17 protein-coding genes and 1 tRNA gene are annotated in these 13,968 nt (G+C 36.4%); 10 read left to right on the top strand and 8 right to left on the bottom strand.

The window, feature by feature from the left end; genetic code table 11:
• The first annotated feature begins 41 nt into the window (after positions 1-41).
• From NYE67_RS17420 to nagB, 4 genes are all read left to right on the top strand, one after another.
• Positions 42-123: transfer RNA gene (locus NYE67_RS17420), tRNA-Leu, on the top strand.
• 246 nt (positions 124-369) lie between these two features.
• Positions 370-573, top strand: a complete 204-nt coding sequence (locus tag NYE67_RS17415; protein ID WP_191699444.1) for a helix-turn-helix transcriptional regulator — start codon at positions 370-372, stop codon at positions 571-573.
• Positions 573-950 (top strand): hypothetical protein, encoded by a 378-nt coding sequence (locus tag NYE67_RS17410; protein ID WP_340730706.1) that lies wholly within the window; start codon positions 573-575, stop codon positions 948-950. Before NYE67_RS17415 ends, NYE67_RS17410 begins: the two co-directional genes overlap by 1 nt.
• A 219-nt stretch (positions 951-1,169) precedes the next feature.
• Complete coding sequence (nagB, locus tag NYE67_RS17405; RefSeq protein ID WP_340730705.1) at positions 1,170-1,901, top strand: glucosamine-6-phosphate deaminase; 732 nt, start codon at positions 1,170-1,172, stop codon at positions 1,899-1,901.
• Here the strand turns inward: nagB and NYE67_RS17400 are convergent, their stop codons facing one another.
• Complete coding sequence (locus NYE67_RS17400; protein WP_340730704.1) at positions 1,902-2,816, bottom strand: DMT family transporter; 915 nt, start codon at positions 2,814-2,816, stop codon at positions 1,902-1,904. It abuts the gene before it with no gap.
• A gap of 129 nt (positions 2,817-2,945) precedes the next feature.
• Between NYE67_RS17400 and NYE67_RS17395 the strand changes: the two genes are divergently transcribed.
• Complete coding sequence (locus NYE67_RS17395) at positions 2,946-3,857, top strand: S66 peptidase family protein (RefSeq protein ID WP_340730703.1); 912 nt, start codon at positions 2,946-2,948, stop codon at positions 3,855-3,857.
• Positions 3,858-4,081: 224 nt separating this feature from the next.
• Here NYE67_RS17395 and NYE67_RS17390 read toward each other — a convergent pair whose 3' ends face one another.
• Both NYE67_RS17390 and NYE67_RS17385 read right to left on the bottom strand, forming a co-directional pair.
• Positions 4,082-4,591 carry a DIP1984 family protein gene (locus NYE67_RS17390; RefSeq protein ID WP_340730702.1) on the bottom strand — a complete coding sequence of 170 codons (510 nt, stop codon included), beginning with the start codon at positions 4,589-4,591 and terminating at the stop codon, positions 4,082-4,084.
• A 12-nt stretch (positions 4,592-4,603) separates the two neighbouring features.
• Positions 4,604-5,293: a B3/B4 domain-containing protein gene (locus NYE67_RS17385; protein ID WP_340730701.1), complete on the bottom strand. Its 690-nt coding sequence runs from the start codon at positions 5,291-5,293 to the stop codon at positions 4,604-4,606.
• 89 nt (positions 5,294-5,382) lie between these two features.
• On the opposite strand from NYE67_RS17385, the gene queG reads away from it, so the two are divergent.
• On the top strand, positions 5,383-6,516 hold the full coding sequence (queG, locus tag NYE67_RS17380) for a tRNA epoxyqueuosine(34) reductase QueG (RefSeq protein WP_340730700.1): 1,134 nt from the start codon (positions 5,383-5,385) through the stop codon (positions 6,514-6,516).
• 17 nt (positions 6,517-6,533) lie between these two features.
• On the top strand, positions 6,534-7,007 hold the full coding sequence (gene trmL, locus NYE67_RS17375) for a tRNA (uridine(34)/cytosine(34)/5-carboxymethylaminomethyluridine(34)-2'-O)-methyltransferase TrmL (protein WP_191699452.1): 474 nt from the start codon (positions 6,534-6,536) through the stop codon (positions 7,005-7,007).
• Between the two features lie 39 nt (positions 7,008-7,046).
• Here trmL and NYE67_RS17370 read toward each other — a convergent pair whose 3' ends face one another.
• The gene (locus tag NYE67_RS17370; protein WP_340730699.1) at positions 7,047-7,814 is read right to left on the bottom strand and encodes a sporulation protein; all 768 of its coding nucleotides are present in this window, start codon (positions 7,812-7,814) and stop codon (positions 7,047-7,049) included.
• A 69-nt stretch (positions 7,815-7,883) separates the two neighbouring features.
• Positions 7,884-8,771 (bottom strand): VOC family protein, encoded by an 888-nt coding sequence (locus tag NYE67_RS17365; RefSeq protein ID WP_340730698.1) that lies wholly within the window; start codon positions 8,769-8,771, stop codon positions 7,884-7,886.
• Between the two features lie 363 nt (positions 8,772-9,134).
• Here NYE67_RS17365 and NYE67_RS17360 point away from each other — a divergent pair, with 363 nt between their 5' ends.
• Entirely contained in the window at positions 9,135-9,296 is a 162-nt protein-coding gene (locus tag NYE67_RS17360) for a multidrug ABC transporter ATPase (protein WP_340730697.1), read from the top strand.
• A 56-nt stretch (positions 9,297-9,352) separates the two neighbouring features.
• Here NYE67_RS17360 and NYE67_RS17355 read toward each other — a convergent pair whose 3' ends face one another.
• The gene (locus NYE67_RS17355) at positions 9,353-10,969 is read right to left on the bottom strand and encodes a long-chain fatty acid--CoA ligase (RefSeq protein ID WP_340730696.1); all 1,617 of its coding nucleotides are present in this window, start codon (positions 10,967-10,969) and stop codon (positions 9,353-9,355) included.
• A 177-nt stretch (positions 10,970-11,146) separates the two neighbouring features.
• Between NYE67_RS17355 and NYE67_RS17350 the strand changes: the two genes are divergently transcribed.
• A complete protein-coding gene (locus NYE67_RS17350; RefSeq protein WP_340730695.1) occupies positions 11,147-11,977 on the top strand; it encodes an aldo/keto reductase in 831 nt (276 codons plus the stop codon).
• A gap of 27 nt (positions 11,978-12,004) precedes the next feature.
• Complete coding sequence (locus NYE67_RS17345; RefSeq protein ID WP_340726163.1) at positions 12,005-12,559, top strand: acyl dehydratase; 555 nt, start codon at positions 12,005-12,007, stop codon at positions 12,557-12,559.
• A 45-nt stretch (positions 12,560-12,604) separates the two neighbouring features.
• Here NYE67_RS17345 and NYE67_RS17340 read toward each other — a convergent pair whose 3' ends face one another.
• Both NYE67_RS17340 and NYE67_RS17335 read right to left on the bottom strand, forming a co-directional pair.
• A complete protein-coding gene (locus NYE67_RS17340; RefSeq protein WP_340726162.1) occupies positions 12,605-13,438 on the bottom strand; it encodes an RluA family pseudouridine synthase in 834 nt (277 codons plus the stop codon).
• Between the two features lie 59 nt (positions 13,439-13,497).
• Positions 13,498-13,968, bottom strand: a complete 471-nt coding sequence (locus NYE67_RS17335) for a thioredoxin family protein (protein WP_191699461.1) — start codon at positions 13,966-13,968, stop codon at positions 13,498-13,500.

The raw sequence follows: 13,968 nt of genomic DNA, 5'->3' as shown, positions 1-13,968 counted from the left end.
TTAATCGGTAATTCCGGTTTTTTTTTACCCTTTTTTATTTTGCCGATATGGCGGAATTGGCAGACGCGCCGGACTCAAAATCCGGTTCCTTCTGGAGTGCCGGTTCGACCCCGGCTATCGGTATCATTGAGTTCAAGTTAGAACTATTAAAACACCCTCAAAGTCTTGATTACAGGCTTTGAGGGTGTTTTCGTTTACTATAGTTTATTTTTTAGTTGAGAAGGAATTACAGTACTACAACAGTTGGCTTACAAACATCGAAGAAAACAAAACGTTTTCTCGTATTATATTTACAATTATTTACTTCTTTTATATAATGAATGTAAAGTTAGCTTTACGTAAAATATACTTTACTTTAGGTAGGTAAAAATGAAAAATAATATTAAGGATTTACGTACACGGTACGGTTTATCACAGGATGGCTTAGCTGAAAATTTAAAAGTTTCTAGGCAAACGATTATTTCTTTGGAAAAGGGACGTTATAACCCTTCCATTACATTGGCATTTAAGTTAGCCCGTCAGTTTAACTGTCACATTGAGGATATATTTATTTATGAGGAGGACAATCAATAATGATCACTGGAAACCGGTCATTCTTTTTGTTTATCGGTATCTTTATGCTTTTAATAGGTATTTTGATTAATGGATCTCATATGTTTTCTGGGAAGTTTCCTGATGCATTAATGGTAATTACCCTTTCAATAATGGCGTTTAGTTTGGCTTATTTAGAACCTCACTTTGCAGCAAAAGATGAACGTGCTCAAAAGATTCGAGAACGTGCAACATACATTAGTTATTTTTGGGGAGTGATATTTGCCATTATATTAATGTTGATATTTAACCCATTGTCTCCTCTAAATGTTTCAGCCTTTCAAGTGTTATCACTATTCATTGCATTATATATTTCAGTCGTATTTTTAAATATGGTTTATTATGCAAAAAAGTACTAGTTTACAATGTCCTGCCCTTTTTCCGGCTTGAAATTCATTCCTAACATATTAATTAATTATATGGGTACAATTAAAGTTAAATCGTATTTATTAAAAGGAAATATGAACTGTTTTATATAGCATATTAAAAATTTATGCTATAAAATTAACGTATTGATGTAAGGAACTTAGAATGATATTTATATTTGAATTATATAAGCATAGGGAGTAGGGGAATGAATGAATGCTGTAACAAATTTAAAATGGGTTGAAGCGACAGATTATGATGAAGTGAGTAAAATTGCTGCAAGTATTTTTGTAGAGCAGTTAAAGGAAAATAGTAAAACTGTTTTTGGGATGGCAACTGGAAGTACACCTGAAGGGTTTTATAAAGAACTAGTATCAATATATAAGGAAGGGAATATTTCCTTTGCTCAGGCTAAGTCTTTTAACTTGGACGAATATATTGGTATTAATCCATCTAATGAGGCAAGTTACCATTACTATATGGACCACAACTTATTTAATCATATTGATATGAAGCAGGAAAATATCTACTTACCAATAGGTAATGCAGCAAATATTGAAAAAGCAGCAATGGATTATGATGCAATGATTGAAGCAGCAGGGAATATTGATATTCAGCTATTAGGTATTGGTGTTAATGGACATATTGGCTTTAATGAGCCAGGAACACCATTCGATTTAGGTACAAACGTTATAGAGTTAGCTGAGTCGACTCGTGAAGCGAATAAAATTTACTTCGACTCAATCGATGATGTACCGACACATGCAATTACTATGGGTATTAAAACAATTATGAAATCAAAAAAGATTGTCTTACTAATTGCAGGTGTAGCGAAGCAAGAAGCATTTGATCGTCTTCGTAGTGGTGAAGTTACAGAAGACTTCCCAGCAAGTGTATTAAACTATCATCCAGACGTAACTGTTATTTATACGGGAGTAGAATAATTAAGAGGAGTGCTGATGATGCACTCCTTTTAATTTACTTTTTATAGATGAAATAAATACCCCGACAATTATGGCAACCCCGCCGATTAATTGTGCAAGTAGTAACTTTTCATTTAAAAAGATTACTGCAAAGATGCTAGCAAACAGAGGGATAAAGTTTAAGTAAATTCCTGCCTTGTTCGCACCTAATGCTACAACGCCTGTATTCCAGCTTAGAAATGCCACAATCGATGCAATGACTCCAACATAAAAAATAGCTCCAATAGTAGTAGTGCTCCATACAATAGTTTGTGATGTAGTGAGTAGTTCATATAACATAAATGGGAGCAGCATTAAAGCACCTATAGCAATTGTTACTAAAAATGTTGAATAGCCAGGGAGCCTGCCAGCATACTTCTTAATAAGCAATGAATAAATACTCCAACAACACACTGCCACTAGTACAATCAAATCTCCTTTATTAAATGAATAGGCAAGTAAGCTTTGTAATGAGCCCCCGGAAATAATAAAAGACACGCCTCCCAGAGAAATTACTGTACCTAACAATTGATATTTAGTTAAACGTTCTTTTAAGAAGAGAAAGCTTAATATGTATATAATTATCGGTGTGGAAGAATTCATTAAAGATGCATTGATGGATGTAGTATAATACAAACCGATATAAACGAGCGTATTGAATGCAGCGACTCCTGTCAAAGCTAACATAATGACGGCCACCCAATTTTGCTTGAGTGCATCCCATTCCTTTTTTGTCCTCTTGTACGCAATGGGGAAAAATACGGCAAAGGCAACAATCCAGCGTAAAAATGCCAGGGTTATAGGAGGAATTTCTCCAGTAACGGCGCGACCAATTACAAAGTTACCGCCCCATAATAAAGTAGCAAATATGAGAAGTACCTGTGGTGGGTATTTCATTAAATAGCAGCCCCTTAATATTGGAAAAATAATTTTATCTATTATAGGGACAACCTGGGGGGAATTGCAATGCGCTTTACATAAAACGCTATGATACAATAGCGACAGAAGCAAAAGGAGGTCATTTACTTGAAAATACGACCAGCAAGATTACAGCATGGAGATACAGTAGGATTAGTAAATTTAAGCAGCCCGCTTAATATAGAATCTTTAGGGGACAAATTAGCAATATTGGACGAGCTTGGTTTGAAATATAAGCTAGGCAATACGATCCAAGCGTATGACGGCTTTTTAGCAGGTACTGACGAGGAACGATTAGAAGATTTTCATCAAATGATTCGTGATCCGGAAGTGAAAGCGGTCTTTTTAGTAAAAGGTGGTTACGGTATTTCTCGAATTATTGATAAAATTAGCTACCCGTTAATCGAGGACAATCCGAAAATCATTTGGGGCTTTTCGGATGTTACTGCATTACATACACAAGTGAATGAGTTTTCGAATGTCGTTACATTCCACGGTCCTATGTTATCTAGTTCAAAAGGGGAACTTGATCCATTATCGAAAAAGATGTTTCAGCAATTATTCCAACCGATTGAAATTCAGTATACCGAAAGCATATCATCACTTCGTACAATCGTACCTGGCGTTGTACGCGGTGAGTTAACAGGTGGTAATCTGAATCGCCTTGTTAGTACACTTGGAACAAAATTTGAAATCGATGTACGGAAAAAAATTGTTTTGATCGAGGATATCGGTGAATCGATAGAACAAATTGATTTATCATTAAACCAATTACGTCTCTCCAGAAAGCTTGAGCTTGCTGCAGGCTTCGTTATAGGCGATTTTAATATGCTTAGCAGTGGATATAGCTATGATGATGTTATGAACGTTATAGAAGGGTATATAAAGCCCTTAAACAAACCTGCAGTAGCAGGATTTAAATTTGGTCATTGCGAACCAAATATTGCGATACCACTAGGAGTAGAAGCTATTCTAGATGCGGATGAAAAAACATTACGGATATTACCGGGTGTAGAATAATAATAGGAAATCAATAACAAAGACACCTTTTCACTACATAGTGAGCAGGTGTCTTTTAATAACGAGCGACGGAAATACACAATTTAGTTTGTAGTTATCTTTTACAATAGTTGGTCATTAGTGAAAGGTAACGTTGTAACAGTTAAAAGTTGATTGGTTTTTCTAAGTTTGCCTAAGCAAAAATCGCTCGTTATTACCTAGATTGGAGTCTCACCGCTCTAGGATTAGAAGTAGTTGCTATCATCAAATTCGATTTCTACTTGGTAGTTTTTAGCGTTAATTAAATTGGAAAGGCGATGTGCTTCCTTTTCCAGCTCGTTCGCACGATTACGATATGTCATCGGATCATACAGTGCTACACGGTATAGGATAGCTTCACCAGAATTGTGGTAGAATGCTTCTTTTTCTTCAGAACCTAAGCTTTTACATAAGGCAGCTTCTGCACGTAACTGGCTAGCAAGTTCGATCGCTTCTACAATAGGCATTTCCTCGTCTTTAAATACGATTAGATTATCAATATTTGCACGGTAAATGAGTGAATCCAGCTTACGAGAGTCATACCGTAATTGTTTTAATTCAGCTTCAAGCATTTCAAGTGTATAATCGGGCCTTTTTGGTTGTTCACCTTTTTCAATAATAACATGTGTTAGTTGATTTACAGCAAATGTACGTTCTTGAATTTTCTTTGTAATAACGCTTTTTAGTTTTACAGCCTCTGCTAGATTAATGCTCACACTATCAGCTCCTTAAAAATGAATTTTTTTATTCTCCGTTGAAAGGACATGCGCCTCAAACTCGCCACCGCTTACTTGGGTAAACATTTTTCCGGCACTGTTTAATAACTTTTGTGCTTCCTGTTCACTAATCGATGGGCGTAAATAAAAGATTTGCAATGCATTAGTCGTTACTTCAGTTACCGCAGTTCGCTTTGAATCAACATATGGGCTACCGAATGGACCGAACGTATCTTTTAAATAAATGATATTTTCCAATGTGTTGTAACGACCATTTATTCCTTCATAGCCTGTTGATGCATTACCAACTTGTATTTCAACATTTCCTTGAATACCATCCAAATCATATATGCCGACTGGAATTTCAAATTGCAATGAAAAGAAATTATTCAAATCTACCGCTATATGAAACGGTGTTAAATATTGCTGTTTAGCGATACGTCGCATTAAGCTTTCGGCAGAGTGACGATAACGATTTGGATCGGCACCATAAGATTTCCAAAGCTGGCGCCATTCTTTAATTCCAGTTCGCTCAGTTACAGGTTTTTCCTGTAATTCTAAATATAAATTTTCCTGATATAGTTGCGTGCGACCTTTAATCATTTGAGGAGATTCCTCTACGATAATTTTGCTATAATGGATAAGGCCAATTTTAAATTGTTCATTCACTGTAAAGAGTGAGTCATTAATAGTAATATTCAAATACAGCACCTACTTAAATAATAATATTGGATAATTATGTAATATAAAATAACTTGTATTCATTGTATCATTTGAAAGGAGCAAGTGAAATGAAAGTATCTCAACTTCAAGAAGAATTAATTCAATACGCAATTTCTATTGGGGTAGATAAAATCGGATTTACAACCGCTGCTCCGTTTCATGAACTGAAAAACCGTTTACGACGACAGCAACAATTAGGCTATCAGTCGGGATTTGAAGAATCGGATATTGAGCTTCGTACAGAGCCGTTAAAATTATTGGAAGATGCCGAAAGTATTATTGCTATTGCAATAGCTTACCCCTCCCGAATGCAGGATGCTCCACAGGGGAAAAAGGGAGAACGCCGTGGAATCTTTTGTCGTGCTTCATGGGGAGTCGATTATCATACAGCAGTGCGTGAACGTCTTCAGCTTATTGAATCATGGCTACAAGAAAGAGTACCAAATGTGAAGGTGAAATCGATGGTCGATACAGGGGAGCTTGTCGATCGCGCTGTAGCAGAGCGAGCTGGAATCGGGTGGAGCGGGAAAAACTGTTCCATTATTACACCTGAGTTTGGTTCTTACGTATATTTAGGTGAAATTATGACAAATTTACCTTTTGCTCCTGATACACCGATAGAGGATGAATGTGGAGACTGTAATTTATGCATTGACGTCTGTCCAACGGGTGCAATTGTAGCACCAGGTCAACTGAATTCACAGCGATGTATTGCTTTTTTAACACAAACAAAAGGGTTTTTGCCTGATGAATTTCGTAGTAAAATAGGGAATCGTTTGTACGGCTGTGATACATGCCAAACAGTATGTCCGAAAAATAAAGGAAAACTAAATTGGATTCATGAAGAATTCAAACCGGATCCTGAAATTGCCAAACCTTTACTTCTGCCTCTTTTATCAATCTCCAATAAAGAATTTAAAGCTAAATTTGGTCATGTTTCGGGTTCATGGCGCGGTAAAAAGCCAATTCAGCGCAATGCCATATTAGCATTGGCTCACTTTAAAGAAGAATCGGCAATGCCTGATTTAGTTCAGGTGCTGCAAAAAGACGAACGCCCGGTATTAAGAGGGACGGCCGCATGGGCAATTGGAAAAATAGGAACAAATGAAGCCGAGGGAATTTTATTGGCTGCCAAAAAAATAGAGCAAGATGAAGAAGTGCTAGCTGAAATAGAAAAAGGACTAGCAATGTTAAATCAATAAGAGAGAAGGATTTTGAAGTGCCAAACCATATTGTGTTATACCAACCGGAAATACCGGCAAATACAGGAAATATTGCACGTACATGTGCTGGAACGAATACATCTTTGCATTTAATACGTCCATTAGGATTTTCGACAGACGATAAAATGTTAAAACGTGCAGGATTGGATTATTGGGAGCATGTTAATGTTGTGTATCATGATTCTTTAGAAGAATTTATTGAGTACAGTAAGAATGGAGATTTATATTTAATTGAGACTTATAGTGATGAGCCTTTTACAACACATGATTTTAGTGATACGTCACGGGACATCTACTTTATGTTCGGAAGAGAAACGACCGGTTTACCGAAAGAGTTTGCAAAGGAACGTGCCGATATGTGCCTGCGCATTCCGCAAAGTGACCATATTCGCTCACTAAACTTATCAAACACAGCAGCCATCGTTATTTATGAAGCTTTAAGACAACAAAACTATCCAGGATTAAAATAAAAAAGGCAAGAAGCAGATTAATTTGCTTCTTGCCTTTTATTATTTCATTTTAGCTTCTATCGCGTGTGAAAGTTTTGCTGACAAATTATCATTATCGAATAGCGTAAGGCGAATGAAGCTTTCATCCATATCAAAAGCTTCTGATAAAAATCCTCCAAGGCCGCGTGCTCGTCGGTCGACTTGCAGTAGAATTTCAACCGAGTTAGGTGAATGACCTAAAAAGACTAACTCTAGCTCGTCTAGATACCGGCGATACGTTTGATTAGTAGGGGTAAATTCAAATTCCTGCACAATTGGTGTTTGGCGACGTAAATAAGATGGCGCTTGCTCATTGTCTACTTTACGTAATCGAAAACCAATGTTTTGAATTGCTGTTAACACACTATTTGCCAGAGGTGATGGCTGAATATCAATAAAGTCTTTATCTTTCGGATCCACAGCATTTTTAATGTCTAATCCAGTTTGAATCCACACTCGAGATTTACCTATAGTAATTGGAACTACAGAAGGTAAAGGAAATGCGAAGGGGATTTCACGTTTTTCATTTGCTTGAATTATAAACGGCTCATTTAGTTGGAACTGGGAAAGCATTGCTTGATCATTAATTTTTTTGTCATCGATTTCACGTATGAAATTTGTATAAAGTGATAAATAGATAGCATCAATTTGTTGCTCAGTACTCCCTCCAGTAATTTCCACTACACCCGTTACATTTTCATCTAATGTATAAGAAGATTTGTGTAATTTTGTATCAACTTTAGCAGAACCGATTCCTACACTCGCTAAAACTTTATTAAATAGTGACAATAAAATTCCTCCATTGTATGTTAAGTAATAATTTATACGCTGGAGGGAAAAGAAAGTTTCAAAAATATTTTATTCTCCGTCTACTGTAAACACGATTCTTAGACCATTAGGATCGATTGTTGAGAAAAGTTGTTTACCGCCATATGCAGGTGCTTCAGCAAAGGTCTCAACGACGAAATTATTGTCTATTAAACTTTGCTTAACTTCATCTGCATATTGCTCGTCTTTTAATACAATCGTAAATGATTTTAGACCGACCATATTCTCTGTTGGTACATGACCATTATTACTGTTCCAAGTATTCATACCGAAATGGTGATGGTACTTTCCTGTAGAGACGAACAGAGCCTGTGCACCATAACGCGTTACGACATTATAATCTAATACATTTGTATAAAATTGTTCTGATTTGTCTAGATTTACTACTGATAAGTGAACATGACCCATTACCGTATCAGCAGGTAAACCAGCCCATTTTCCATCTGCAGCTTCTAAAATAGGTTGGAAATTAAGTTGTTCTGTTACCATATGCACTTGTTCATGTTCATTCCATGTCCATTCTGTTTCGTCACGGTCTATGTAGATTTCGATTCCATTCCCGTCAGGATCATTTAAATAGAGTGCTTCGGATACGTCATGATCTGCTGCTCCAAGGCGAATATTTAAGTCAACAAAGTGCTGTACGATGTTTCCTAAGTCCTTGCGAGAGGGTAATAGTAATGCTAAGTGGTATAAACCTGCAAACCCTTGTTTTAGAGGTAGAGCATTTTGTACTTCCACAAGAGAAACTAAGCTCGTTTGGCCATCTGTTGTTAAATATGCTTCCGACTCTGTTTGCTGTAAGACTTTAAATCCGATTATCGTTGTGTAGTATTCAATCGAACGTTTTAAGTTAGAAACTTTTAGTTGAACATGAGCTGGATATAAATTTGGTTTTTTATGAAAATGAGTAGGCATATAACATTCTCCCTAATTAGTTATTTTTTATAATCAACTTACTTAATGTAACTAATATATTTTATAAAAGGGAAAAAGTCAAATTAAAAAGACAATCGCATAATTACGATTGCCTTTTAATGAAAAGCTAATAGGATTAGTTTTCTTTTGAGAATGGTTTGCTATCATAACCAGCAGTGAAAATTGCTGTTAAGAATGCGATGCAAACACCAAGAATTAAAATTAATTTCATGGAAGTATCCTCCTCATGTTTCTAATTATCTCTTTTTTTAGTATAGCATAAATTACCTGTATGAAAACTTTAATTATGTCAGAAATAGTTCAAAATTGGAAAAATATAAAATAAAAAATGGAGGGATTTAAATGAAAAAAGATGAGATTGTAAATGGCAATATGGCGAATTCAATGGAAGATTTAAAAAATCTCGGAAAGCAAATGGAAAATATGCGTGATGGAGGGCAATTGGAGGAATCGGATCGTATTGCAGATCCACAGCAATTTGATGATGAAGAGGAAGAGAAATAAATGAATTAAAGGTGTGCCAGAGGGAATATTCGGGCACACCTTTTATGTTTGATTTTCTAACTTGTTTGAACTTCGTAGTCTTTTAATTCTTCTCTTAATTTCGCTTTTAAAAACTTACCTACAGATGTTTTTGGTATTTCCTTTAAGAATACGATATCGTCCGGGAGCCACCACTTTGCAAAATCCTGTTCAATAAATTGAAGAAGCTCTTCTTTTGTGGCATGAGCATCTTCTTTTAAAACGACACAAGCTAACGGTCTTTCCTGCCATTTTGGGTGGGGAACAGCAATGACTGCTGCTTCAAAAACATCTGGATGAGACATGAGCGCATTTTCTAAATCAACAGAAGAAATCCACTCACCTCCTGATTTTATAAGATCTTTTGTACGGTCTGTAATTTTGATATAACCTTCCTTCGTTAATACTGCAATATCACCCGTATATAGCCAGCCATCACGGAATGCTTCATTTGTCCGATCATCTTTATAATACTCTGAAGCAATCCAAGGTCCGCGTACACGCAATTCACCCATAGTTTCTCCATCCCAAGGAACCGGACCTTTTTCATTTACGACTTCTGTTTCAATTAAAGATACGGTTAGTCCTTGCGTTACACGAATATTTAACATTTCATCATCCGTATAACTGTTCATTTCGGTTGTTGGATGCGACATACTTACAAGCGGTGATGTTTCAGTCATACCGTAAGCGTTTACATAAGGGACTTTTAACTTTTCGTTATAGGCTTGAATTAATCCTTTCGGTGAAGCTGACCCCCCAGAGATAATTAAACGAATGGATGATAAATCGCGTGGTTGCTTTTCTAGTTCTGCAAGAGCACCAAGCCAAATTGTCGGAACACCTGCTGTAATTGTCACTTTCTCTTGTTCTATTAAATCCAAGATTAAACTTGGCGTCATCATTGGACCTGGTAATACAATATTTGCGCCAAAATTAAGAGCAGCAAAAGGGAAACCCCATGCATTTACATGGAACATTGGCACAACTGGTAATGCAATATCACTTTCTTTTAGTGCAAAGGACTCCGCAAGACCAAGTGCTAAGCTATGCAAGACAATACTCCGATGTGTATAAACGACACCTTTAGGCATGCCTGTTGTTGCGGATGTATAGCACATCCCTGCCTGCATATTTTCATCTAAATCTGCAGGGAATTCGAAATTTTCATCGGCTTCCTGAAGAAGTTGTTCATAGCTGTAAACATTCGGAAAGCTGGATGGTGGAGCTACCGGATCATCACTCATGACGATAATATGCTTCACTGTTTTTAAATGACCTAGAGCAGGCTCTACTAATGGGAATAAGTCACCATCGATTAATAAAATTTCATCTTCTGCATGATTAATAATATAAATAATATGCTCGGGTGCTAGTCGGATGTTAATTGTATGCAGAATGGCACCACTACATGGAATAGCAAAGTAGGCTTCTAAATGGCGATGGTGATTCCATGCAAAAGTACCGACTTTTGTACCGCGCGTCATACCTAGCTTCGTTAAAGCATCAGCTAATCGATGAGTTCGTTTTACATAATCTTTGAATGGAATGCGATGTGTCATAGTAGGGCTAGTACGAGAAATGATTTGTTTGTTTGGAAAATACCGTTGTGCGCGCTTTAAAAAACCTGTTAAAACTAATTGCGTGTCCATCATAGTTTTTCAGCTCCTAAACAAATTTATTGAAAATCTATTGTAAGAATTTTCTGTTAATAAAATTGTGCTAAAAAACATCGAGACAATCTACCATTTTTTCCTTATTTTTGAAACCATTTCGTAACATTTACGTAAGTAGTGCTATAATAAAAACATTCTAATACCGAGGTGATGAATATGAATTTACAAATAACAAAAGAATTAACGAATGGAGTTAAAATGCCTATGCTTGGTTTAGGCGTTTATAAAATGACTGACCGGGATGAAACGCTTCAAGCAATTACTACGGCGCTGGACTTAGGTTATCGGGCAGTCGATACAGCAGCCCTTTACTACAATGAAGAAGAAGTAGGAGAAGCAATCAGACATTCTTCAGTACCGCGCGAGGATATTTTCGTGACAACAAAAGTTTGGAATAGTGACCAAGGCTATGACAACACGTTGCGTGCTTTTGAAACATCGCTAAAAAAGCTTGATATGGATTACATAGAACTATATTTGACTCACTGGCCAGTTAAAGAGAAGTATGTGGAAACATACCGGGCAATTGAACGCTTATATGAAGAAAAGCTGATCCGTGTACCGGGTGTTTCCAATCACCATGAGCATCATTTAAAAGACATCCTAGCAAGCTGTAATATTGCCCCAATGGTCAACCAAATTGAAGTACATCCATATTTAAGCCAAGAGTCCTTAAGAAACTATTGTGCACAGGAGCAAATTGCGGTAACAGCATGGTCACCGCTTGGACGGGGAAATGTATTAAATGACGATACAATTGTACGTATTGCACATGAATACAATGTCACACCAGCACAAATAATTTTACGCTGGCATCTCCAAAATGATGTCATTATCATTCCAAAATCTGTTACACCTTCACGTATTAAAGAAAATAGTGAACTCTACCACTTTGAATTAACAAAAGAAACAATGCGGCAACTGAATGCGGTCAATCGCAATGAGCGCTTTGGACAAAATCCGGATAATTTCAAATTTGATTTTTAACATATAATTACTTAGGGGAGTGAGACAATGTTTAAAAATTTTTCGCCCGGTTTATTTTTTTCAATGGCAGCAGTAACAGTTGTTATTTTTGCACCATGGATAATGATATTTCATCCAATTTTTCATCTGGAGTATTTATCTTATAATAATCGGGTATCGACATTCATCCCTAATCCTGTAAACCTGAGACTCGTGCTTTTATCTTGTCTAGCATTAATCATAGCGTTCGGCATTATTGGCTACAGACAAGAAAGAAAAATGTATCTTTTTAGTATTTTGTTTTTTGGATTAAGTATTGGGATTGCTTATTTATCTACAACAAATTATTTACTGATCAGCCAGGAAGCAATAGAAAGACACCATTTTTTTGATAAACAGCAATATCGATGGGAACAATTAGATGAGATTGTTTTTGAATATGTTGTAGGGAGTAAAAAGGGCGACATTACATTTACAGCAAAATCGGGGGAACAATTTGTTATTAATCATAAGGAAATTCATTCAGCAGGTGTAAGCCAAATTTATCACTTAGCATATCAGAATGGAATAACTTATACCGAGCGTGAAAAGAGATTAAAGTAAAAATAAAAATACGTCCGTAGCAAGTAAGCTTACGGACGTATTTTTTCAATTATCTTTTACAATAATCTGCTCATTTAAAAATGGGTGCATAAATGAAAGTTGAATTGCGTGCAGGGCATAATCGCCAGAAGCAGTTTCACGTGCACCGTACATTGTATCCCCAACAATCGGGTGACCTAAGTGAGCCATGTGCACGCGGATTTGATGGGTACGTCCTGTTTCTAGAACGACATGGACAACACATGTCCCTTTAAAACGATTTACTACCTCATAATGTGTAACGGCAGATTGTCCATTCGGGGCTACAACTCTACGTGTATTGTGATGACGGTCTTTACCAATTGCGGCTTTAATCGTACCACTATCTGTACGTAAGTTTCCTTGAACTTCAGCAGCATACGTACGGACGATTGTTTTTTCTTCAATCATACGATCAAAAATAGACTTCGCTATCGGATGTTTGGCAACAAGTAATAAGCCGTTCGTTCCTTGATCCAAACGATGTACATGCTCAGCGTAATGTCCCCCATTATCGACAATATGGCGCATTACATGATTCATACAAGTATCACTGTCCATTGGCTCATTTGGATGAGTAGCCATCCCTTTAGGCTTTGATACGATTAAGCAATGCTCGTCTTCATAGCGTACAGTCACTTCACATTTATCTGTTGGGATATAATTAGACGCGGGGATATCGAAAGCAAAATGAATTGTCGTCCCTTTCTCTAAAGGCTCTTTCCATAGTACTGGTTCATCATTTAATGTTACTGCTTTTGCCATGCGTAATTCATGGACAATCTTTTTTCCTAAACGCCATTTCGTACGTAAGAGCTCTTCTACAGTTAAGCCGTTTTCATTGATTGTATATGTGAACATTGTAAATTCCTCCAAATGAAAAATCGTGCTCATGAAGAACACGATTTTATTAATACTTCTTATTTTAACACAACATCATTAAAGAATTGGCGCGTTGTTTCATTAGGAGCGTCACCTTCTAAACGGGCAACTTCTTCACCGTTTTCGAAGTAAATAAGTGTTGGTGTTGCTGTAATATTATAAGTATCCCATTCATTAGTATACTCAAGAATATTTAATTGATCCACTTGAATATCCATCTCGTCAGCAATAGGCATAAGCTTCGGTGTATAATTTTTACAATGCGAGCATTCAGGACTGAAGAAATAGCCGACAACCCCTTCACCTGATTCAATTTTCTTTGCTAATGCATCTGGTAAAATGATATTTTGATAATTCTCATCATCCAAAAGATCAATTGTAGATTGTTTTAGATTTTTCGTGCCGTAAGGGTTATCCTCTAATTTCTCACTATTTTTCATATTTGTCAGTATAATAATTCCAGCGAATAATAAAACTATTACTGCACCGACAATTGCTAATTTCTTCAT

Origin of the sequence: Solibacillus sp. FSL W8-0474, assembly GCF_038004065.1 — a bacterium.
Classification (GTDB): Bacteria; Bacillota; Bacilli; order Bacillales_A; family Planococcaceae; genus Solibacillus; species Solibacillus faecavium.
Note: the sequence above shows the minus strand (reverse complement) of the source record. Positions and strands in the feature narration are given on the sequence as shown.

Bases quoted from the DNA above. Each gene is read 5' to 3' on its own strand.
- NYE67_RS17415 (WP_191699444.1), top strand. From the start codon at position 370: ATGAAAAATAATATTAAGGATTTACGTACACGGTACGGTTTATCACAG.
- NYE67_RS17410 (WP_340730706.1), top strand. From the start codon at position 573: ATGATCACTGGAAACCGGTCATTCTTTTTGTTTATCGGTATCTTTATG.
- nagB (WP_340730705.1), top strand. From the start codon at position 1,170: ATGAATGCTGTAACAAATTTAAAATGGGTTGAAGCGACAGATTATGAT.
- NYE67_RS17400 (WP_340730704.1), bottom strand. From the start codon at position 2,816: ATGAAATACCCACCACAGGTACTTCTCATATTTGCTACTTTATTATGG.
- queG (WP_340730700.1), top strand. From the start codon at position 5,383: ATGAAAGTATCTCAACTTCAAGAAGAATTAATTCAATACGCAATTTCT.
- NYE67_RS17365 (WP_340730698.1), bottom strand. From the start codon at position 8,771: ATGCCTACTCATTTTCATAAAAAACCAAATTTATATCCAGCTCATGTT.
- NYE67_RS17360 (WP_340730697.1), top strand. From the start codon at position 9,135: ATGAAAAAAGATGAGATTGTAAATGGCAATATGGCGAATTCAATGGAA.
- NYE67_RS17355 (WP_340730696.1), bottom strand. From the start codon at position 10,969: ATGATGGACACGCAATTAGTTTTAACAGGTTTTTTAAAGCGCGCACAA.
- NYE67_RS17350 (WP_340730695.1), top strand. From the start codon at position 11,147: ATGAATTTACAAATAACAAAAGAATTAACGAATGGAGTTAAAATGCCT.
- NYE67_RS17345 (WP_340726163.1), top strand. From the start codon at position 12,005: ATGTTTAAAAATTTTTCGCCCGGTTTATTTTTTTCAATGGCAGCAGTA.
- NYE67_RS17340 (WP_340726162.1), bottom strand. From the start codon at position 13,438: ATGTTCACATATACAATCAATGAAAACGGCTTAACTGTAGAAGAGCTC.
- NYE67_RS17335 (WP_191699461.1), bottom strand. From the start codon at position 13,968: ATGAAGAAATTAGCAATTGTCGGTGCAGTAATAGTTTTATTATTCGCT.